The organism is Enterococcus gallinarum, from assembly GCF_021496385.1.
GTDB lineage: Bacteria > Bacillota > Bacilli > Lactobacillales > Enterococcaceae > Enterococcus_D > Enterococcus_D gallinarum.
Genome location: NZ_CP050816.1, coordinates 2,094,733 through 2,115,084 on the forward strand (window position 1 = coordinate 2,094,733; position 20,352 = coordinate 2,115,084).

Sequence of the window (20,352 nt, forward strand, 5' to 3'; positions counted from 1 at the left end):
ATATCGATATCTGGCAAGATTCTCCTTGTAGATGCTGCTACAAGCATAATTGTGTTGTTCTCTTACAAAATCGGGTATTCTTAACCTATACTGGAAAGGGAGCGGTTTCAATGAAGTGGATCGTAAAAAAAGAAGATCTAGAAGCATATCGGACGAGATTCAATGGGAAACTGGCTGGCTATGCTGAAGAAGCTAAAGTAATGGCGATTCCTTTGCCAAAGTATTATATCGTAATTGTTGATGAAGAAAAAATTAGTTTGATTCAATTGGATTTGAACTTTGAACAAAAAGCCATGGAAACCGTGCTGATCCATGAGATCACCACATTGAAAATTACTGGTGTCATGAACAAAAAAGTGTTGATCCAGACGCCTTCTAAAACTATCAAGGTTTTGATTAAACCGATGGCGATCGGAATCAAAGAAGAGCAGCAACAGTTGATCGATACGTTTACCCGGATGGCGAGCTGACTACTTATTTTAGAGGAAAAATCAAAAACGGATCAAACGCCAAGCTGGCGGATTGATCCGTTCGTTTATTCTGGGGTTCCCACAATTTTGATGTATTCATCGATATTTTTGATTTTCATATGTTTGATCACTAACTGTTCACGTTTGTTCCATTTGCCTTCGACTTCTAGCTGGTACTTGTTGAGAGGTAAGCGTAAAACGTAACTAGAAAGGTAACGGTCTTTAATAATACAGTTGATGATTTTATGGTCTTCTAATAATTGGATTCCAGTCAGCATCATCGGAGTTTCTTGAAAAACACGACTGTTGACTAACAATCCTACATGTGTTTCATTCATTATTCGATCCTTTCTGAGAAAAATAAATTCTCGAATATTCTTCTTTTCTATGTTACCCGATTTATCTAGGAAAGGCAATTCTGGAAAACACCTAGCAACGCAAATCACGGAATAAAACAACTGGTGAAGAGGAATCACTACACGATTGAATGGCAGAAAGTTTTTACAGAAAAAAGACACAGAAAAAAAGATACAGAAAAAAAGACAGAATAAAGAGATCTGAAACGGCGAGACAAAAGGAATGAACACAAAGAATGAATAAATAAGAAGCACACGAATAAACAAGGATTTTTGATGGCACTTAAAGAGAAAGCGTGCGAAAACATATCATTTCTTAACGTTTAAAAAAGGCAACTTTTTGTTTGAAGTAGCTTAGAGAAAGGGAGTTAAGCAGAAATACGTTCTTCTAGAGGAAATGGCACCTGTAAAAGAACGAGGACTGCAAGCTTGAAAACAGGCATTTCAGCAGATTTCTGTTAAAATAATAACTATAAAAGAATTGGAGGAGACACATATGAAAAAATCTGGATTCGTAGTAGGTTTGATTGGCGCGGCTTTTGGTCTGGCAGTTTATAATAAAATGCAGAAGATGACTGTCAACAAAGATTCTGTTAAAGGCAAAGCAAAAGAAGTTGCGGGAAATGTCGTTGGCAACGAAAAAATGCAAGCAGAAGGAACATTGGATCAAGTTGTCGGTGCTTCTAAAGAAGTACTAATGGACTTGAAAAATTCTGTGACCTCTACCATTGGGGTTGGAACTCCAGACAAGGTGGCTGGTAAAGCCAAAGAGGCAGCAGGCGATATCACGGATGATCCGACAAAAAAAGCAGAAGGCTTTGTTGATCAAGCAGCAGGGCATTCTAAAGAAATCATTGCAGATCTTAAAGACAAATCTGAGTCAATGGCACAAGATGTCAAAGACAAATTCGACCAAAAATAGGATGTAGTGAGAGACAGGCCCTCTGTGCCTGTCTTTTTTTTTGTGGCTTTTTTTGCAAACAAAAACAATGATCCTGTCACCTGAAGAGCGACAAGAACGAAGGATCGGTGTGCAATGATGGGATCGCTGACAAAAGCAGTAATTGATGCTTGACACATGAATGTACGTTCATATATAATGAAAATGTAGATATGAACATATATTCATTTGTAAGCAAATGATGCACTAACTTTGAAGGAGGCTTTTCTTATGTCTACCCACTCTTGCAATCATTCAACACCACACACTCATGCAGCAGAGGCAAGCCATTCCCATGGCAACGCCCCGTTACGCAATTATTTAGTAGGAGTTATTCTTTTTATTGCTGCTTTATTGGTACCGCAATTGGTCGTTAAAGATTTATTATACAGTGCCGCTATTCTTTTAGCAGGGTATCATATTATTTGGGAAGGGATCGAAGACACCATCAAAGATACCCGCAAAAGCAGACACTTTAAACCGAATGTTCATTTATTAATGACATTGGCTGCCTTTGGTTCAGTATTGATCGGCAACTTCAATGAAGCTGCCTTGCTGATTCTGATTTTTGCCGGGGCTCACTTTTTGGAAGAGTATGCAGAGGGCCAAAGCCGCAAAGAAATCACGAACCTCTTGAAGTTGAATCCGACAGAAGCCCGTCTGGTTAAGGCAGATGGCAGCATTGAGAAAATTGCAGCAGAGCAAGTCAAAAAAGGGGATAGGCTGCAAGTTTTACCAGGGGACCAAATCGCAACAGACGGTAAAATCCTCTCGGGAATCAGCAGCATCAACGAAGCCTCCATCAACGGTGAAAGTGTTCCCCGTGAAAAAACTGTTGGGGATGAAGTTTTCGGAAGTACGATCAACGGTAACGGCACTTTTATGATGGAAGTGACAAAAGACAGCAGTGAGACAGTTTTTGCTAAAATACTCTCTGTTGTGGAATCGGCACAAAACAATCAATCAAAAACAGAAACCCGCATCAAAAAAATCGAGCCGCTTTATGTGACAACGGTCTTGATTTTGGTACCCTTATTTATTTTGACAGCACCCTTTCTTTTTGGTTGGGATTGGTCAACCAGTTTTTACCGGGGACTAGTGATGATGATCTCTGCTTCGCCCTGTGCATTAGCCGCTAGTGCAGTACCTGCTAGCTTGTCTGCTATCTCAAACTTAGCAAAACGGGGCATCTTATTTAAAGGCAGTTCTTATCTTGCAAATATGGGACAAACAAAAGTAGCCGCCTTTGACAAAACTGGCACATTAACGATTGGTCAACCACAAGTGACCGATGTTTTCTTTGCTGAAGAAACAACTGAAGCGCACCGTCAAGAGTGGGTATCGCTGATCTTGGCCATGGAAAAGCAAGCAAATCACCCATTAGCGGCTGCCATCGTAGAGCATTTTGAGAAACAAGAAAAGGCACAACCATTAGAACTTTCCGTTAACAACCAAATTGGTTCCGGTCTGACGGCTGTAGTTGAGGGAAAAACCTATCGAATTGGCAAGCCAGCGGCGACGTTTGCGCATTCATCATTTGCTGAGCAACGAGAAACCTTGGAACAATCAGGCAAAACGGTGGTTGTTTTTTCGGTGGATGATCAGCCAGTTGGACTGATCGCATTGATGGACTTACCGAATCCTCAATCTAAAGCGGTCATAGATGAACTGCAGCAATCTGGTATTCGAACAGTCATGATCACAGGAGACAGTCAAGCAGCTGGACAAGCGATTGGTGATCAGCTTGGAGTAGATCAAGTTGCTGCAAATGTTCTGCCAGAAAATAAGGCTCAGATTATCCAGCAGTTGCAAAATGAATACGGTCAGACAGTCATGGTTGGAGATGGTATCAATGATGCGCCTGCATTGGTACAGGCCGATATCGGTTTTGCTATGGGAGAGGGATCGGATGTTGCAATTGAAGTGGGGGATGCGGTGATCATGAAAAATGATCTAACACGCTTTACCTACGCACTAAAGACCGCAAAAAAACTAGATCGGATTATTTGGCAAAATATTTTCTTCTCTATGTTTATTGTGGCATTACTGATCGTATTGAATTTGCTAGGCAAAATGAATATTGGGTTAGGCGTCTTTGCTCATGAAGGCAGTACATTACTCGTCTTATTCAACAGCTTGCGCATGCTTGCACCAATGAGTGAGACAGTCGCCCATACATCAAAAAAATAATCAAAAAACGCTTATGCTGATTTAATGGCCATCCAGCATAAGCGTTCGCTTTTTTATTAAACAATGTCATTGATTGTACGCTGCAGAAGAGCGAGGAAATTGGTCGATTTTTGCTAAGCGCTGATCGATTCGTTTGATGATGCCTTCTGAAAACTCGAGGTTCCTGATAGAAGAACGAGCCGCTAGCAACAATTGTTTTTCTTGCATCAAGTCCTTTTGGATTCGATAAATATTGGCCAAGCGTTCCACATATTCATAATGGGTGTAGTCCGTCTGGCTGATCAAAAACTTCAATAGATCTGCTGCCTGCATATACGCTTCTTGCGTATAATAAGTGATGGCTTCACGGTATAACTTGATTTCAAATTCTTCGATTTTTTGGGAATTTGCTTTTAAATCCCGCCATTCGTTGATTGAAATTTTTTTTTGGATATTTCCCAAATCGTCATACAAAAAAATCACAGGGACGTCATTGGGATGTTTTGTTTCTTGTTTGATTTTTTTCATGTCGTACCTCCTGCGTTTTTTGCTCCGTTTTTACTGATCATTTCTCGTTGATACAGTCTATTGTAAAAGCAAAGCAACAAAAAGTCTACATGAAGATGTCAAAAGAATTGTTCTTTTAGCGCATTCTCATCTTAATAACTACGTTTTCTTTGAAAATGATTGATTAAATCCGAGATCCCCATAAAAATCAAGACTCCGCCAAAAATTTGGAAGAACAAAAGCCACGTTTGAAACGGATTGAAAACAAGAATGATACCTGCCACAATCACGAATAAACTGAAAAGCAAACCAGTGATAAATGGTAAGCCATTGCGTTTTTGATTAAAGCTTGCCATCAAACGCGTACAGCCACTGATCGTGATCATGATTCCCAAAAAGAATGGTACGATCGATAATAGTCCCTTTGCAAAAACGAGAATAGCTGCGGCGGCAATCAAAAGCAGGATCCCCGTTGTCATCTGCATATTCACATAGCCGGTTTGCCGTTTTTCTTTGTAACTAGAATAGAGGTTGATCACCCCAAGGCAGGCAACATATCCGGCAACTAAATAGACAATCGTATTAAAGACACTGCGAGGAGCAATCAAAATAATCAATCCAGCAATCAAAAATAAAATCGCTCGTAATAAATCGTATCGTTGGATTTTCTCGAAAAAAGTATTCATAAGTTCAGTTCCTCCTTTTTTTACTATTGTAGCGGATTTCTTTCAAAATAGAAAATAGAAACGCGTTGTAGGATAATTCTGCTTTTGAAGCAGCAAATTATTTGGTAAGATAGATGAAACAACAAAGAATGGAGAAAACTATGAGTGTATTAACGCTTTTAATGTGTCTGTTCACGGTCGTCTTGTATTTGTTTCTCGCTGTCGTCCGCAAAGACATTCAAATTGTTGCAGCCAGCCGTAAAGGCGGAAAAGCAGCAATTGCTTTCTTTTCATTGGTGGTCATTATAGCAATGTTTTTTATGGAAGAAACCTTTGAGAACCGCTTGCGAGGGGTCGTATCTGGATTGCTTTTCTTAAGTTTTGTTTTTGATAGCAGAGGGTTAGCTGAAGATCGATTCATTATTCATCCACTAAATATTCGCGGGATCTTGTATCAGGAAGTGGATCGGGTGGTACTGTATCAGGAGAGCAAGGACCAATGGATCAAAATGAATTTCTTTCGAAGAGGGATGCGAGGACCACTGTTGAAATTCGAGCGTCCAATGGAAGAATTGGTCCTGTTTTTGACGGAGCATCTAAATGAAGGAACACCGATCGATATTCTAGTTGATCAAGAGCCAAAAGGTCATTGAATTTTTTTAAGCGATCATATAAATTGAGAGAATCAATTGGCCGGGCCCCTTTGACTGCAAAAGCAAAGAGACCCGGTCAATTTTTTAGTTTAAGGGACTATCCAGTTGATTTTTTTGGCAAAATTCGAGTACGCCGAATACAGGAAGCAAGCTAGGTTTCTGACCGAACGTTTTGCTATTTTTTGTTTAAGAAGAACAGGGTCTTACCCTTAAATAAAGGGAATATGGTAGAATTGAGTATCAACTTTATTGTTTTAATTGAATAGGTTTACATACAAAGGAGGACGATGCTGTTGGTACAAATAAAAGAGGTCCTCAAAACCGTTTTGTTCGTTGCTCTGTTTGGGCTGTTACTGTTTTCGTTGCGACAATACGTCTTCACCCCTGTGATCGTTAAAGGAGATTCTATGGATCCAACATTGCATGATGGGGAGCGTGTGATCGCTATGAAAAACACCCAAATCAGCCGGTTTGATATCATCACATTTGAAGCACCTGATGAGGTGGGAAAAAACTACATTAAGCGTGTGATCGGATTACCTGGTGATGTGGTGGAATACCGTGAAGACACTTTATTCATCAATGGGGCAGCATATGAAGAGCCTTATCTTTCTGCTTTTCGTTCAAAATTAACCGATGGTTATCCACTGACTTCTGACTTTACGATGGCTGATTTCGGTGTTGAACAAATTCCAGAAGGAAAATTGTTGGTGTTAGGGGACAATCGCCGAATCTCTAAAGACAGCCGGACCATTGGTTTGATTGATCAGTCAGCCGTATTAGGAGATGTCAAATTTATTTTTTGGCCCCTTAAAGATTTCGGAAGCATTCCGAATCAACACTCTGAGTAAGCGGAAGTCCGACTCGCTCAGAGCTTTTTTTTAAAAGAAAATTTGTTATACTATTTGTTATGAAGACAATGAAAGAAAAATTGTCAACGGATCAATAGAGAGCATCAAAACTGTTATTTTTCATGAGCAGGTTTGGTAGATGCAGGAGTTGATCTTTACTTACGATAGAAGCGACGATAAAAGTAAAGGAGTCTTCGTATGAGTTTACGATTTATACTAGGCGATGGACGCTGCGATCACGAACAAGCGATTTTGGACGCAGCTAACGCTTGGTTGGAAAAGCCACAAACAGAAGTCTTTTTTCTTGTCCCTAACTACAATAAGTTTGAACGAGAAAGAGAGATTCTGCAGGCGCTAAAACAAGGCACTGGAGATTTTGCCTCGATTCGAGCTCAAGTCTATAGTTTTCACCGTCTGGCCTGGTTCTATCTTCAACAAACTGGCTGGTTGTCAAAAACGGCCATTACAGATACCGGTGCAACCATGATCCTTCGCAAAATACTTCTCGATTTGGAAGAGGAGTTGATTCTTTTTCGAGGAGAAATCAATAAACCTGGGTTTATTCAACAACTGTTGTCTCTTTATCAAGAAATGCAGACAAGTAATATCGCAACCGAAGATCTGCATCTCGGTGGAACGATGAATAGGAGCAACGGAGAGGATGCGTTAAAGTTTTCCGAACTCGCATTGATCTTTCAGCGTTTCGAATTAGAAATGGTGACCCGGGAACTGCAAGTGGAACAACCGCTGGCACTACTAACACGTTATCTGCAGCAAGGGTCTAAACCCAATGAATTAATGAACGATCGGCCTGATCTTTCGGAATCATTATTTATCATCAGTGGTTTTTCAGCATTTTCAACTCAAGAACAGAGTGTATTAAAAGAATTGATGAAACAAGGGCACGTCGTTGTCGATTTGCTTTTAGATCATGGATATCCCCAAGAATTACCTTCACCATTAGATTTGTTCTATGAATCGGGCCGCAGTTACCATCAATTATTTCTTGACGCTAGAACGGAAAATGTCGCCATTTATTTGGATCAAAAGCTTTCACCTTCTGAAGCACAGCAAGTGACACTAGAGAAAGCTGCCGCATACAATGAAGTGGAATCCTTTTGGCGTAAAACCCAGAATCAGCTCCATTATCAGCAGCAGCAACCAGTTTCACCGTATCTAGAAATGTGGAAAGTTGGCAATCCTGAAGAAGAAGTCCGGCAAATGGCTGCGAAAATCCGCGCATTGATCAGCGAGCAAAAAGGAGCAAAACTGCGTTATCGAGACATTCAAGTCTTGACACTGCAACCAGAGATCTACCATCAATATATTCCAACGATTTTTAAAGAATATGAGATTCCGTTTTATATTGACGAAGAGCAACTCATGGCTCAGCATCCGCTCGTTGAATTCTTGAATGCCTTCTTTGCTTGTGCAGATTATGGCTTTCGTTTAAATGACATTTTTCGACTGTTGCGTACGGAACTTTATTTGCCACCAGCATTCCAACAACAAGAAGACTGGCTGGCTGCCCGGGATGCATTTCGACAATTAGTAGACATTACAGAAAACCAAGCACTGGCTCATAACTTCCAAGGAAAAGATTGGACCCGTGAGAGAGACTGGCTCTTAGTGGACTATACATTGACAGGAGAAAACGCATCTGGCATCGCTGAATTGACAGATTATACGAATCAATTGCGCCGCTATTTCCGTCAAGATATTTTTGGCTCCTTGAAAAACATTCAAGAGACAAAGACGAACCGGGAAGCTGCAGGTGCTTTATACCAATTTTTACTTTCAGCAGGTGTTGAACAGCAATTGATTCATTGGCGAGATCAAGCAATCTCACAAGGAAAACTAGAGCAAGCTCGCAACCATGAACAAACATGGCAAGCTTTGATCGATCTTTTAGATGAATTTGTGGCTATTTATGGCGATGATCCTTTCGAACAGTCACTCTTTGAAGAAGTATTGATGACGGGTTTGGAGAATCTGACTTTCGGGAAAATTCCGACAGCAATCGATCAAGTCAATATTAATCGTTTTGATCTAGTACGACCTCGGCAAGCAAAAATCACTTTCGTACCAGGATTGAATGAGACGGTGTTGCCAAGAAGGATCGAAAATAAAACATTGTTGACTAACGAAGAAAGACAACATCTCAATCAATTGTTTGCGGGAGAAAAATATCTACGCGATACGATTATCGAAAGTAGCGCCAAAGAGCCGTTTCTTTTTTATGCGATCTTATTGTCTTCCACGGATAAACTCTATTTGTCTTATGCATGCAATTTTGATACCCAGCAAAATATCAAATTGTCCCCATATCTGGCTCGTCTGCTTGAATGGTTAGATGTTTCTTTACAAGACCGGGGCATCTTATCTTTAACCAGTGATCCAGAAGCCTACGTCGGCACGTATCGGGGATTAATCTATCAGTTGAATAATCTAAGTCAGCAGGCAAGAAAAGAACGACAGAATTTGCCGGCACAGTGGCAACGATTCAAACAGGCTTTATTGCATTCGCCTGAAAAGCAATTAGCCCTTAGAGTATTTGAAAGCCAGACCCATCAAAACATTCCAGTCCCGTTGTCTCAAGATAAAGCCGTTGCTTTATATGGGCCATCCATCTACAGTTCGATCTCGCAACTGGAGACATTCTACCAGTGTGAATACAAATATTTTGTCAGTTATGGACTACGCTTGAAAGAGCGGGAAATCTATGGACTTAACTCAGCGATTACTGGTGAATTTTTCCATGATGCACTCGATCGCTTTGTCAAAGTATTGATCAGTGAGAACATCTCATTGACGCAGTTGACCATGGATCAACGGCTCCAATTTGTTGAAAAAGTGTTGCAAGAGATTTTTGGAGAAGTCCGCTATACATTATTGTCCAGTTCGGCCAGAATGAATTTTATTCGTTATCAACTAGGTAAGACGATTCAGCGAGTAGCTTGGGCATTAACGAAGCAAGGACAAAAAATGCACTTCTCACCGCAAAAAACCGAAGTACTGTTTGGACAGATCGCTGGCGCTCAAGGGATCAATGGCATCGAGCTGCCTTTAAGCAGTGGGGGCAAACTGCATGTGCGAGGAAAAATCGATCGGGTAGATGCAGCAAAAACCGAAGAAGAGCAGTGGCTTTCAGTCGTAGATTACAAATCAAGCAGTCGTGAATTTGATTTGACAGAAGCATACTATGGCTTAGCAATGCAGTTGATCACTTATTTAGACGTTGCGCTGAATGATGCTGTGCAGCTAGTTGGTACAGAAAATGTGCGCCCGGCTGGGGCTTATTATTTACATGTCCATGATCCAGTCTTAGATGGTCAAAAATCCTCTGAAGAGGAACGGTTGAAGCAATTCAAATATGATGGGTTGTTTCTGGATGAACCCTCATTGTTTCCACTTTTGGATCATGAATTGTCAAACAGCAGCAATTCGGCAGTTTTTCCGATTCGCAAAGACAAAAGCGGGACGTACCAAAAGACACCACAAGCCAAAAACAAGTTTTACACTGAAGAAGAGATTCGCTTGTTGAGGCAGCACAACCGCAAAAATATGCAGCAAGGTGCGGAGAAACTTCTCAGCGGCGAAATTGCCTTGAATCCGTCTTATAAGCTGAAAGACAAAAAGCGCGCCTGTGAGTTTTGCCCATTTCGCAGTATTTGCGATTTCGATGTGATGCTGCAAGAAAATAATTATCATCGTCTAGAGAATTTATCGAAAGAAGAGGTTTTACAGCGATTAAAGGAGGAAGAGAATGACTAAGATCCCTCTAAAACCACAAAATGAAACATTTACTGATACTCAGTGGCAAGCGATCTTTGATAAAGGAGACAATCTCCTTGTTTCTGCCTCAGCTGGATCAGGAAAGACCACCGTCCTTGTGCGACGTGTGATCGAGAAATTAAAAGCAGGAAGTCAGATCGACGAATTGCTGATCGTGACCTTTACCGAAGCAGCAGCAAGAGAAATGAAAGAACGGATCCAAGTAGCTCTGCAAACGGCCATTAATCAAGAAAGCCAAGAGCAAAAAAGACAACATTTCGTTCGGCAGTTGCAATTATTACCTACCGCAAATATCTCAACACTACATGCCTTTTGTTTAACGGTCATTCGGCGTTTTTATTATCTGATCGATTTGGATCCTGGATTTCGGATGCTGACAGATGAAACGGAGATTTTGCTGCTGAAAGAGGAAATCTGGACACAATTACGAGATGCACACTACGAAGCAAATGATGAAACCTTCTTTCGATTAACCGAAAACTTCGCCAGTGATCGTTCCGATGAGACGGTTGGTGATTTGATTTTGTCACTCTATGATTTTGCCCGCGCCAACCCTGATCCAGAAAAGTGGCTGGACGGTTTAGCGGTAAATTATGAAGCCGCGGACAATTTAGGGGAGAATCACCTCTATCAGGCTCAAATCAAACCGACGTTGGTAGAAATTGCCGCAACGGCAGAGCATTTGCTGGCAGCGGCCAAACAATTTGCAGATCAGTCACCATTAATGGAAAAAGCAGCAGCACTCGTTCATGCAGAGATTTCTCAAGTCCAAGAAATTCAACGAGTTCTGGCAACAGACGATCTATCCGTCTTATATGATCGCTTGACTCATTTGACCTTTGATCGCTACCCAAGCTATCGGAAAGAAGAACAAAAAGAACTTTCACAGGAAATCAAACCGTTGCGGGATGATGCCAAAAAACTATTAGAACAACTCAAAGGATATTTTCCTTATCCACCAGCAGACATGCTGCAAATGCTGCAACTATCTGAACCGATCGTTGCGACTATGGCAGAGATGACCAAAGAGTTTTTGACTGCTTTTCAAGCCCGCAAGCTAGCAAAAGGGTTGTTGGATTTCAATGATTTAGAACATTTCACGTTGAAAATCTTATTGGGTGATGGCACAGGCAGCGATGCTTCTGTTTATTACCGCGATAAATTTGAAGAAGTGCTCGTGGATGAGTATCAGGATATCAATCGACTGCAAGAAGCGATTCTGTATTGGGTTCGGCAAGTTTCAGGAGACCATGGAAACATGTTCATGGTAGGGGATGTCAAACAATCGATCTATTCATTTCGCTTAGCAGACCCCACTTTGTTTATAGAAAAATATTTGGCATTTGAACATCAAAACGGGGGACGAAGAATCGTTTTAGCAGAAAATTTCCGTTCGCGCCGCGAAGTGCTTGATTTTACGAACTTGGTTTTTCAACAATTGATGGACGAACAAGTTGGACAGATCCCTTATGATGACGCAGCGGCTTTAGTTCCGGGATTTCCGAGTTTTCCTGAAAGCGACGCATTCATTCCGGAACTTTTGCTCTATGAAAAAGAAGCTGAAAGTACTACGAATTTGATTGAAGACAAAACGGAAGGAGAACTTCACGTCACCGCAATCAAAATTCAAGAACTGATCCAATCCCAATTTATGATCTATGATAAAAAAAGACGGGAAGAACGTCCAGTCACTTATCAGGATATCGTTTTACTGACTCCTACCCGCAAAAATAATTTGGTCATCTTAGATGTTTTCAAAAAATTCGGGATTCCTCTGGAAGTCAATGATGCCCAGAACTATTTTCAAGCAACAGAGATCCAAACAATGATCGCATTGTTGCAAATCATTGATAATCCTTATCAGGACATTCCATTAGTGGCTGTTCTCCGTTCACCTATGGTAGGGCTAACGGAAGACGAACTAGCAGAGATTCGGCTAGCGGATCGTACCAGTGAGTTTTACAAAGCGGTCTTGACTTATCAAGACAACCAAAAGGGGCCTGTTTCCGCTTTAAGCAAACGAGTGGATGATTTTTTAAGCGAATTGAATCGTTGGCGGGAAGCAGCTCGCAGACTGCCGATCCCTGATTTATTATGGGATATTTATGATACAACGGCTTACTTGGATTACGTGGTTGGCTTGCCAGCAGGGCAACAGCGCTATGCCAATTTGATTGCATTGATCCACCGAGCAGAGAAATATGAGAAAAGCAGTTTCCGAGGATTGTATCAATTCATTCGGTTTATTGAAAAAATGCAAGAAAAAGATAAAGATTTGGCAGAACCGTTGGCGACGCCAGCTGAAAATGCTGTGCGGGTCATGACTGTCCATGCTAGTAAAGGGTTGGAGTTTCCCGTTGTTTTCTTATTGGATACAACGAAATTTTTCAATTACCAAGACTTTCAAAAGCGTTATATTTTTGAAGAACAACTTGGCGCAGGTATCCAATATATCGATGCTTCGGAAAATATCAAATATGAAACGATTCCTTTTCAAGCCATCAAACAAGTTCGTTTGAAAAAAGCCCTCTCTGAAGAAATGCGTAAACTATACGTAGCATTGACACGGGCCGAGCAGAAACTGTATTTAGTTGGTTCTTATAAGGATCGGCAGGCAGCCTTTAAAGCTTGGCAAGCGGGGTTGACACAAAGTCAGACAGTCCTTGACCCGGCTTTACGTTTAGTTGCAAGAGGCAGTCTAATGGATTGGGTCGGTTTGACATTGATTCGTCATCCAGAGATGGAGCAGTTTTTTACTGATGCCAGTGAACGAAAAATGACGATCCATCATCCTGCAAGATTCCAGATCCATTGGTGGAATCAGGATCAGATTGATCAGCAATTGCAGGTGCAGCCGCCAACAGAGGCAGTTGTGGCTCCGACACCAAGTACTACAGCCCCAGAAAGATTGCTGAACCGTTTAGACTATCAGTATCCTTACAGCAAAGCGACTCAAACCACTAGCTATCAGTCGGTCTCAGAGTTAAAACGTCTATATAATGATCCGGACGATCAAGATATTACTTTACTGGAATGGCATTCCGCGGATCAAAAATTGGCACCTCAGCGCTTTCGTTATGTTGAGACTGAATTAGCTAAACCGCGTTTTTTACAAGAACAAAAACCGCAAGCTGCTTCGATCGGGAGTGCTACGCATCTAGTTATGCAAATGCTGCCGCTGACTGAAGTACCGACGGAAGCATCCTTAGCAGCTTTTATCGATGAATTGGTTGAACGTCAGCTCTTTACGAAAGATGTTGCCGACAAAATTGATCAAGGGAGCATCGTGTGGTTCTATCAAACAGCCGTGGGGCAAACTTTGATCAAGTATGCAACACAGGTAAAACGGGAGCAGCCATTTTCAATGCTAAAAGAAGCTGCCACTATTTTTGAAGGATTTGATGAACCAGATGCCGAATTATTGATCCACGGGATTATTGATGGCTATGTGGAGTTGCCAGATCGAATCATTTTGTATGATTTTAAGACGGATGCTGTATTTGGCAGTGAAGCACAGATTGAAAAGCGCATGCGGGATCGGTATTATGGACAGCTAAAACTGTATTGCCAAGCGTTAGAACAAGCTTTGCAGAAACCTGTGACTGAGACATATCTGGTTTTACTAGCCGCTAAGAAAATAATCGAATGGTAGGCCCTCGAACGGGATTCCTTACAATTCGTAAGCGATGTGCTATAATGATGCACAGAGGTGATAGAAAATGATAAAAGTGGAAACAGATTACGCCCTTTGTCCTAAATTTGAAAAAGCTTTTTCGATTCTAGGGAAAAAGTGGAATGGCTTGATCATTGATGTGCTTCTTGAAGATGGCAAACAACGGTTTGTGGATCTTGCCAAAAAAATCCCCCAAGTGAGCGATCGGGTATTGGTGGAGCGCTTGAAAGAATTAGAACGTGAAGAAATCGTCTGCAAAGAAGACAATCTTTACTGTTTAACACCAAGAGGGGTCGCACTTGAAAAAAGTATGATGAGTGTGAAGCGCTGGGCAGAAACTTGGGTCAGAGAAGAAGAATGCAGTTGATTTCTGGCAAATAATTAGGTACACTAAGGTCAATCGAATAGTTAAAAAGCGTTGATGGAAACTAGTAGTTTGGCTGAAACAGGAAAGGGAGACTTGTCATAGACTGAAAGCAAGTTCTGTATTCGAAAAATGAATTTCATTTCTGGAGCTTACTGAACAAGAATCAGTCGGCAGTCCTACTGTCGTTAGTAGAAGTGAGTGCGTGGACTTTGTCCACGAATGAGGATGGTAACACGAGACGTCGTTCCTTTTTTAGGAACGGGGTCTTTTTTTCGTCTTGACTTATCAGCTATTCACAAAGAATAAGGAGGAAAAACATGTCTTTACAAGAGAAACTAGAGTCATTGAAAGAAGTAACGCTTTCAAAGATCAAAGAAAGCCGTTCAATCAATGAATTGAATCAAATTCGTGTGGATGTCCTTGGTAAAAAGGGACCCATCACGGAAGTTTTGCGGGGAATGAAAGAGTTGTCAGCAGAAGAGCGTCCAAAAGTCGGCAGCTATGCCAATGAGATCCGGGATGCGATTACACAAGCGATTGAGGAAGCAAAAACTTCATTAGAAGCAGCCGCACTAGAAAAGGCATTGGCTGAAGAATCGATTGATGTGACGTTGCCTGGCAAGCAGATGCCACAAGGGACCCGTCATGTCTTGACGCAAATCATGGAAGAAATCGAAGATATTTTTGTGGGGATGGGCTATCAAGTGGTTGAAGGATTCGAAGTCGAAAAAGATCACTACAATTTTGAACGAATGAACTTGCCAAAAGACCATCCAGCAAGAGACATGCAAGATACTTTTTATATTTCAGATGAAGTCTTGATTCGGACACACACCTCACCGGTGCAAGCTCGTACCATGGAAAAACATGATTTCAGCAAAGGGCCATTGCGAATGATTTCACCAGGAAAAGTATTCCGGAGAGACACCGACGACGCGACTCACAGTCATCAGTTCCATCAGATCGAAGGACTGGTAATCGATAAGAATGTGACGATGGGTGATCTTAAAGGGACACTAGAAGTCATGATGCAAAAAATGTTCGGGGCTGATCGCAGCATTCGTTTGCGTCCAAGCTACTTCCCATTTACAGAGCCTTCAGTAGAAGTAGATGTCAGCTGTTTCAAATGTGGGGGAGCCGGCTGTAATGTCTGCAAACACACCGGTTGGATCGAGATTTTAGGCGCTGGAATGGTACATCCGAATGTATTGGAAATGTCCGGGATCGATCCCAAAGAATACTCAGGTTTTGCATTTGGTTTAGGACCTGACCGGGTTGCGATGTTGCGCTATGGCGTCAACGACATTCGGAATTTCTATCAAAATGATGTACGTTTCATCAGTCAGTTCAAGGGGGAATAAATATGTTAGTATCTTACAAATGGTTAAATGACTATCTTGACCTTTCTGAGATCTCACCAAACGAGCTGGCAGATAAAATGTCAGTCACAGGGATCGAAGTCGAAGGAATCGAAGTGCCAGCAGCGGGATTGAAGAAAATCGTTGTTGGGGAAGTCAAAGAATGTGTGCCACATCCAGATTCAGATCACTTATCGATCTGCCAAGTAGATATCGGTGAATCTGAATTATCACAAATCGTTTGCGGTGCGCCGAATATCAAAAGCGGCATCAAAGTGATTGTGGCACTCCCAGGTTCACGGATCGCGGGCAATGTCAAAATCAAGAAAGGCAAGATGCGCGGACAACAATCCAATGGGATGATCTGTTCGCTGCAGGAATTAGGCTATTCTGATAGTGTGATCCCTAAAGAATATGCGGAGGGTATTTATTACTTGCCTACCGATGCCGAAGTGGGGAAGGAAGTCTTTCCCTATCTCGATATGGATGATGCCATCATCGAGTTGTCGATCACTCCAAACCGGGCCGATGCCTTAAGTATGCGGGGGGTCGCTTACGAGGTAGGAGCCATTTATCGACAAACACCAAAATTTGAGACCATTCAACTGAATGAAAGTGCTGTGAAAGCCGCAGACAAGATCAAAGTCAGCGTAGAAAATCAAAAGGATGCGCCAGCCTATCAAATTCGGATCATTGAAAACGTAACGATTGCACCAAGTCCGCAATGGTTGCAAAACCGTTTGATGAATGAAGGCATTCGACCAATCAACAATGTCGTTGATATTACCAACTATATTTTGCTGCTGTTTGGACAACCCCTTCATGCATTCGATTATCAAAAATTGGGCAGCCAAGAAATCGTCGTTCGCCGTGGCAAACCGCAAGAAACGTTGGTCACTTTGGACGGAGAGACACGAACGCTAGATGATAAGAACATTGTGATCACTAATGGAAAAGAACCAGTCGCTTTAGCTGGTGTCATGGGTGGGTTAGATTCAGAAATCACACAAGATACCACAACTGTTGCTTTAGAAGCCGCCTTGTTTGACCCACTAGCGATTCGTTTGACGTCTAAAAAATTCAATTTGCGCAGTGAGTCATCTTCCCGTTTCGAAAAAGGCATCAATCAGGCTGCGATCTCGGAGGCTTGTGATGCAGCCGCTGCTATGATTGCGGAGCTAGCTGGCGGTACAGTTCTACAAGGTGCTGTCAAAGGCGCTGAAGTGACTCCTAAGGATGTTCAAGTCACGATCACATTAGATCGGATCAATCGCTACTTAGGAACACAAATCACGATTGGCGAAGCCAATGAGATTTTTGACGCCTTAGGTTTTGGCTACCAAGAAAATGAAGGTACCTATCAAGTTGTGGTCCCACCTAGACGTTGGGATATTCAGATCGAAGCTGACATCATTGAAGAAGTCGCCCGTATCTATGGCTATGACCGTCTGCCATCGACACTTCCAAGTGGTGAGACAGTTGCGGGGAGCTTAACCAAAGAACAACGCTTGACTCGCAAAGTACGAACACTCCTAGAAGGAAATGGTGTGAGTGAAGCTATCAGCTATGCATTGACAACCGAAGAAAAAGCCCGTCAATTTTGTTGGTTAGAGAGTCAGGTTACCCGTCTGGATTGGCCAATGACAGAAGAGCGTGGTGTCTTAAGAATGAATCTACTTTCAGGACTGCTGGACGACATTGCCTATAACTTGGCCCGCAAAAATGCCAATGTTGCGTTGTACGAAGTGGGGCGCGTCTTTTACAAAACAAGTGATGACCCTCGGGAGCTACCAACAGAAAACAATCATCTAGGACTAGCCATCACTGGCGCCATCACCGAAAAAGATTGGCAAGAAGCTGAACAAAAAGTCGATTTCTATCATATTAAAGGGATCTTGGAAAACTTGTTTGCAAGTCTTTCTCTTACGGATCAGATTACTTATGAAAAGACAACAGCAATCAAAGAACTTCATCCAGGCAGAGCCGCTGCTATCCTCTTACAGGATGAAGTGATCGGTTACCTAGGGCAAGTCCATCCAAGTACAGCAAAAGCTTATGATCTGACTGAGACATATGTTGCTGAATTGGACTTGGATCGTTTGTTAGCAACTGAAAATGCAGCGCTCATTTATCAAGCAGTTTCGAAATTCCCATCAGTTAACCGGGATATTGCACTGTTGGTGGATGAGAAGACGTCGAACCAAACAATCCTGCAAACCATTGAACAAGCAGCAGGCCGTTTCTTGACGGACATTCATCTATTTGATGTGTACCAAGGAAAGAACATCGATAGCAATAAAAAATCAATGGCCTATCGATTGACTTTTGCTAATCCTGAAGCGACATTGACAGATGAAGAAATCAATCAAGCAATGTCGAAGATCACACGTGTGCTAGAAGAATCACTACAAGTAGAAATTCGTTAGTCCCATTGCTGTGATAGGAAACAGTGACATAAAAAAAGAGTGATCTTGAGGAATCAGCAAGATTGTAGCATTTGCAGGGGAAGGTGTTCTCCCTTGCTATGCTACAATTTTTTTTATAATGGATAGAGTAAATATTCTCATGGATAACCACAGCTCGAAGAGTTGCTTTTCCAGTTTTATTTTATGGAAGAAAGGATCGATTGATGGAACAACTGACGGTTTACGATGCACAAAAGCAGCCAACAGCTGCGACGATGTTGCGGGATACGCCAGTCCCTAATGACGGCTACCGAGTTGTGGTGTCTGTTTTATTGTTTAATGAAGCCGGAGAATTACTGATTCAAAAACGACAATCCACAAAAAAAGGCTGGCCTAGTTATTGGGATTATCCTGCTGGCGGGACCGTCAAAGCTGGTGAAAGCTGTTATCAAGCGGCAGAAAGGGAACTATTAGAAGAGTTAGGGATGACACTTTCTTCAGAGAAAATCCCTAGTCGTTTAACAGTGAAATTTGAAGAAGGCTGGAATGAACTCTATTTTGTTCAATGGACCGGCGCTAACCCTGAACTTTGTTTGCAGTAAGAAGAAGTTGCTGAAGCAAAGTGGGTCAATGAAAAAGAGTATCGCGCATTGATCAATGGGTATAAATTTATTCCTTACTTATATGCACCGATCGTTTTCTCGCTTCAAAGTCATCCTGGGGAATATTTTCCGGTCTAAGTTCTTACTCGTGATGGTAGCTTCTTTTTGATAGAAAGCGATTCTGTCGTGATTGAGAAAAATGTTCTCGAATGGTGTTTGCTCACATGTCAATGGTAGTTGAGCAGTTCGCTTTTTTATTTAGGGATCTTTAAATAAAAGATAGTAATTAAAAACAAACCCACCAAGCATACTGGTGGGTTTGTTGGTTGTTCATATTTATGCAAAGTAGTTGATCCCCATTGCTTCTTTCACTTCTGCCAAGGTTTGTGCTGCGACTTGTTCTGCTTTTTCGCTGCCTTTTTTTAAGAGGTTCATGACTTCAGCCGGGTCCTTAGCAAATTCTTCTCGTCGCTGACGGATCGGAGCAAATTCTTCTTCTAAGACATCGATCAGATAGCGCTTGATTTTTACATCGCCTAGACCGCCTTGACGATAGTGCTCTTTCAATGCGGCAATTTTTTCTAAATCTTTGCCAAAGACATCTAAATAAGTGAAGACCATATTGCCTTCGACTTGGCCAGGATCTGCTACATGGATATGATTTGGATCAGTGTACATGCTCATGACTTTCTTTTGAACGATATCCGCATTGTCTGCCAAATAGATTCCGTTGTTCAATGATTTGCTCATTTTACCATTTCCATCGATACCAGGTAAACGTCCCATTCCTTTAGGCGGAAGAACTGCTTTAGGTTCCACCAATACGTCACTATAGATGGAATTAAAGCTATGAACGATTTCTTGTGTTTGTTCTAGCATTGGTTTTTGATCTTCACCGACAGGAACTAAGTTGGCTTTGAAAGCAGTGATATCTGCTGCTTGTGAGACAGGGTAGATGAAGAATCCAGTTGGGACACCTTCCCCAAATTTCTTTTGTTCGATCTCGGCTTTGACGGTCGGATTGCGGCGAACCCGTGCCACACTGACTAAATTCAAGTAATACATGGTTAGTTCCGATAACTGAGGGATTTGTGATTGAATAAATAAAGTCGAGCGGGTCGGATCGAGACCAATCGCTAAATAGTCAAGTGCCACTTGCAAGATATTTTCTGACACTTTCTGTGGATTTTTGGCATTGTCTGTCAATGCTTGCATATCAGCGATCATGATATAAAGTTGATTGTTAGGGTCGTCTTGCATCTCCACTCGTTTTTTTAATGAGCCGACATAATGCCCTAAATGAAGTTGCCCTGTAGGCCGGTCTCCGGTTAATATTGTGTTCACGTTTCATCCACCTCTAAATTCAATATATAGTTCATCTTACCTTGTTTTTCCAAAAGAAACAACTTGTTCTACTAAGGGTCGAAAAAAAACGATGGACAAAAACCTAACATGAGGTTAAAATAATGAAGGTTTTTCTTTGGGGATGATGTGGAAATTAAAACTACCTTTACAAATAGAAAAATTTTGAGCTATAATAT

The 20,352-nt window shown here is 41.7% G+C and carries 15 protein-coding genes; 11 read left to right on the forward strand and 4 right to left on the reverse strand.

What is annotated here, in order from left to right; translation table 11 throughout:
• Nucleotides 1-110: 110 nt before the first annotated feature.
• Complete coding sequence (locus HED61_RS10415) at nucleotides 111-470, forward strand: hypothetical protein (protein ID WP_005473249.1); 360 nt, start codon at nucleotides 111-113, stop codon at nucleotides 468-470.
• Between the two features lie 65 nt (nucleotides 471-535).
• Here HED61_RS10415 and HED61_RS10420 read toward each other — a convergent pair whose 3' ends face one another.
• A complete protein-coding gene (locus HED61_RS10420) occupies nucleotides 536-808 on the reverse strand; it encodes a hypothetical protein (protein ID WP_003126697.1) in 273 nt (90 codons plus the stop codon).
• A gap of 514 nt (nucleotides 809-1,322) precedes the next feature.
• Between HED61_RS10420 and HED61_RS16990 the strand changes: the two genes are divergently transcribed.
• Nucleotides 1,323-1,748, forward strand: coding sequence for a CsbD family protein (locus HED61_RS16990; protein WP_113849728.1), 426 nt, complete (start codon nucleotides 1,323-1,325; stop codon nucleotides 1,746-1,748).
• 249 nt (nucleotides 1,749-1,997) lie between these two features.
• A complete protein-coding gene (locus HED61_RS10435; protein ID WP_029486843.1) occupies nucleotides 1,998-3,956 on the forward strand; it encodes a heavy metal translocating P-type ATPase in 1,959 nt (652 codons plus the stop codon).
• Nucleotides 3,957-4,022: 66 nt separating this feature from the next.
• Here the strand turns inward: HED61_RS10435 and HED61_RS10440 are convergent, their stop codons facing one another.
• Together HED61_RS10440 and HED61_RS10445 are read right to left on the reverse strand one after the other, a co-directional pair.
• Nucleotides 4,023-4,463: a hypothetical protein gene (locus HED61_RS10440; protein ID WP_003126693.1), complete on the reverse strand. Its 441-nt coding sequence runs from the start codon at nucleotides 4,461-4,463 to the stop codon at nucleotides 4,023-4,025.
• Between the two features lie 131 nt (nucleotides 4,464-4,594).
• Nucleotides 4,595-5,128, reverse strand: a complete 534-nt coding sequence (locus tag HED61_RS10445; RefSeq protein WP_005473241.1) for an HdeD family acid-resistance protein — start codon at nucleotides 5,126-5,128, stop codon at nucleotides 4,595-4,597.
• A 140-nt stretch (nucleotides 5,129-5,268) separates the two neighbouring features.
• Here HED61_RS10445 and HED61_RS10450 point away from each other — a divergent pair, with 140 nt between their 5' ends.
• From HED61_RS10450 to HED61_RS10485, 8 genes are all read left to right on the forward strand, one after another.
• On the forward strand, nucleotides 5,269-5,760 hold the full coding sequence (locus HED61_RS10450; RefSeq protein WP_003126690.1) for a hypothetical protein: 492 nt from the start codon (nucleotides 5,269-5,271) through the stop codon (nucleotides 5,758-5,760).
• 293 nt (nucleotides 5,761-6,053) lie between these two features.
• Complete coding sequence (gene lepB / locus HED61_RS10455; RefSeq protein ID WP_003126688.1) at nucleotides 6,054-6,611, forward strand: signal peptidase I; 558 nt, start codon at nucleotides 6,054-6,056, stop codon at nucleotides 6,609-6,611.
• Between the two features lie 198 nt (nucleotides 6,612-6,809).
• Nucleotides 6,810-10,385, forward strand: a complete 3,576-nt coding sequence (locus HED61_RS10460) for a PD-(D/E)XK nuclease family protein (protein WP_219645314.1) — start codon at nucleotides 6,810-6,812, stop codon at nucleotides 10,383-10,385.
• A complete protein-coding gene (gene addA, locus HED61_RS10465; RefSeq protein WP_219645315.1) occupies nucleotides 10,378-14,058 on the forward strand; it encodes a helicase-exonuclease AddAB subunit AddA in 3,681 nt (1,226 codons plus the stop codon). Before HED61_RS10460 ends, addA begins: the two co-directional genes overlap by 8 nt.
• A gap of 67 nt (nucleotides 14,059-14,125) precedes the next feature.
• Nucleotides 14,126-14,446, forward strand: a complete 321-nt coding sequence (locus tag HED61_RS10470) for a winged helix-turn-helix transcriptional regulator (RefSeq protein ID WP_003126685.1) — start codon at nucleotides 14,126-14,128, stop codon at nucleotides 14,444-14,446.
• Between the two features lie 317 nt (nucleotides 14,447-14,763).
• Complete coding sequence (gene pheS, locus HED61_RS10475) at nucleotides 14,764-15,807, forward strand: phenylalanine--tRNA ligase subunit alpha (protein WP_005473233.1); 1,044 nt, start codon at nucleotides 14,764-14,766, stop codon at nucleotides 15,805-15,807.
• Nucleotides 15,808-15,809: 2 nt separating this feature from the next.
• Complete coding sequence (gene pheT / locus HED61_RS10480) at nucleotides 15,810-18,230, forward strand: phenylalanine--tRNA ligase subunit beta (RefSeq protein ID WP_156248296.1); 2,421 nt, start codon at nucleotides 15,810-15,812, stop codon at nucleotides 18,228-18,230.
• A gap of 203 nt (nucleotides 18,231-18,433) precedes the next feature.
• Nucleotides 18,434-18,811 carry an NUDIX domain-containing protein gene (locus HED61_RS10485; RefSeq protein WP_060814331.1) on the forward strand — a complete coding sequence of 126 codons (378 nt, stop codon included), beginning with the start codon at nucleotides 18,434-18,436 and terminating at the stop codon, nucleotides 18,809-18,811.
• Nucleotides 18,812-19,147: 336 nt separating this feature from the next.
• On the opposite strand, the gene trpS is transcribed toward HED61_RS10485, so the two are convergent.
• Nucleotides 19,148-20,155: a tryptophan--tRNA ligase gene (gene trpS / locus HED61_RS10490; RefSeq protein ID WP_005473228.1), complete on the reverse strand. Its 1,008-nt coding sequence runs from the start codon at nucleotides 20,153-20,155 to the stop codon at nucleotides 19,148-19,150.
• Nucleotides 20,156-20,352 lie beyond the last annotated feature (197 nt).

Bases quoted from the DNA above. Each gene is read 5' to 3' on its own strand.
- HED61_RS10415 (WP_005473249.1), top strand. From the start codon at position 111: ATGAAGTGGATCGTAAAAAAAGAAGATCTAGAAGCATATCGGACGAGA.
- pheS (WP_005473233.1), top strand. From the start codon at position 14,764: ATGTCTTTACAAGAGAAACTAGAGTCATTGAAAGAAGTAACGCTTTCA.
- HED61_RS10460 (WP_219645314.1), top strand. From the start codon at position 6,810: ATGAGTTTACGATTTATACTAGGCGATGGACGCTGCGATCACGAACAA.
- HED61_RS10445 (WP_005473241.1), bottom strand. From the start codon at position 5,128: ATGAATACTTTTTTCGAGAAAATCCAACGATACGATTTATTACGAGCG.
- HED61_RS10420 (WP_003126697.1), bottom strand. From the start codon at position 808: ATGAATGAAACACATGTAGGATTGTTAGTCAACAGTCGTGTTTTTCAA.
- HED61_RS16990 (WP_113849728.1), top strand. From the start codon at position 1,323: ATGAAAAAATCTGGATTCGTAGTAGGTTTGATTGGCGCGGCTTTTGGT.
- pheT (WP_156248296.1), top strand. From the start codon at position 15,810: ATGTTAGTATCTTACAAATGGTTAAATGACTATCTTGACCTTTCTGAG.
- addA (WP_219645315.1), top strand. From the start codon at position 10,378: ATGACTAAGATCCCTCTAAAACCACAAAATGAAACATTTACTGATACT.
- HED61_RS10485 (WP_060814331.1), top strand. From the start codon at position 18,434: ATGGAACAACTGACGGTTTACGATGCACAAAAGCAGCCAACAGCTGCG.
- HED61_RS10450 (WP_003126690.1), top strand. From the start codon at position 5,269: ATGAGTGTATTAACGCTTTTAATGTGTCTGTTCACGGTCGTCTTGTAT.
- HED61_RS10470 (WP_003126685.1), top strand. From the start codon at position 14,126: ATGATAAAAGTGGAAACAGATTACGCCCTTTGTCCTAAATTTGAAAAA.
- HED61_RS10435 (WP_029486843.1), top strand. From the start codon at position 1,998: ATGTCTACCCACTCTTGCAATCATTCAACACCACACACTCATGCAGCA.
- HED61_RS10440 (WP_003126693.1), bottom strand. From the start codon at position 4,463: ATGAAAAAAATCAAACAAGAAACAAAACATCCCAATGACGTCCCTGTG.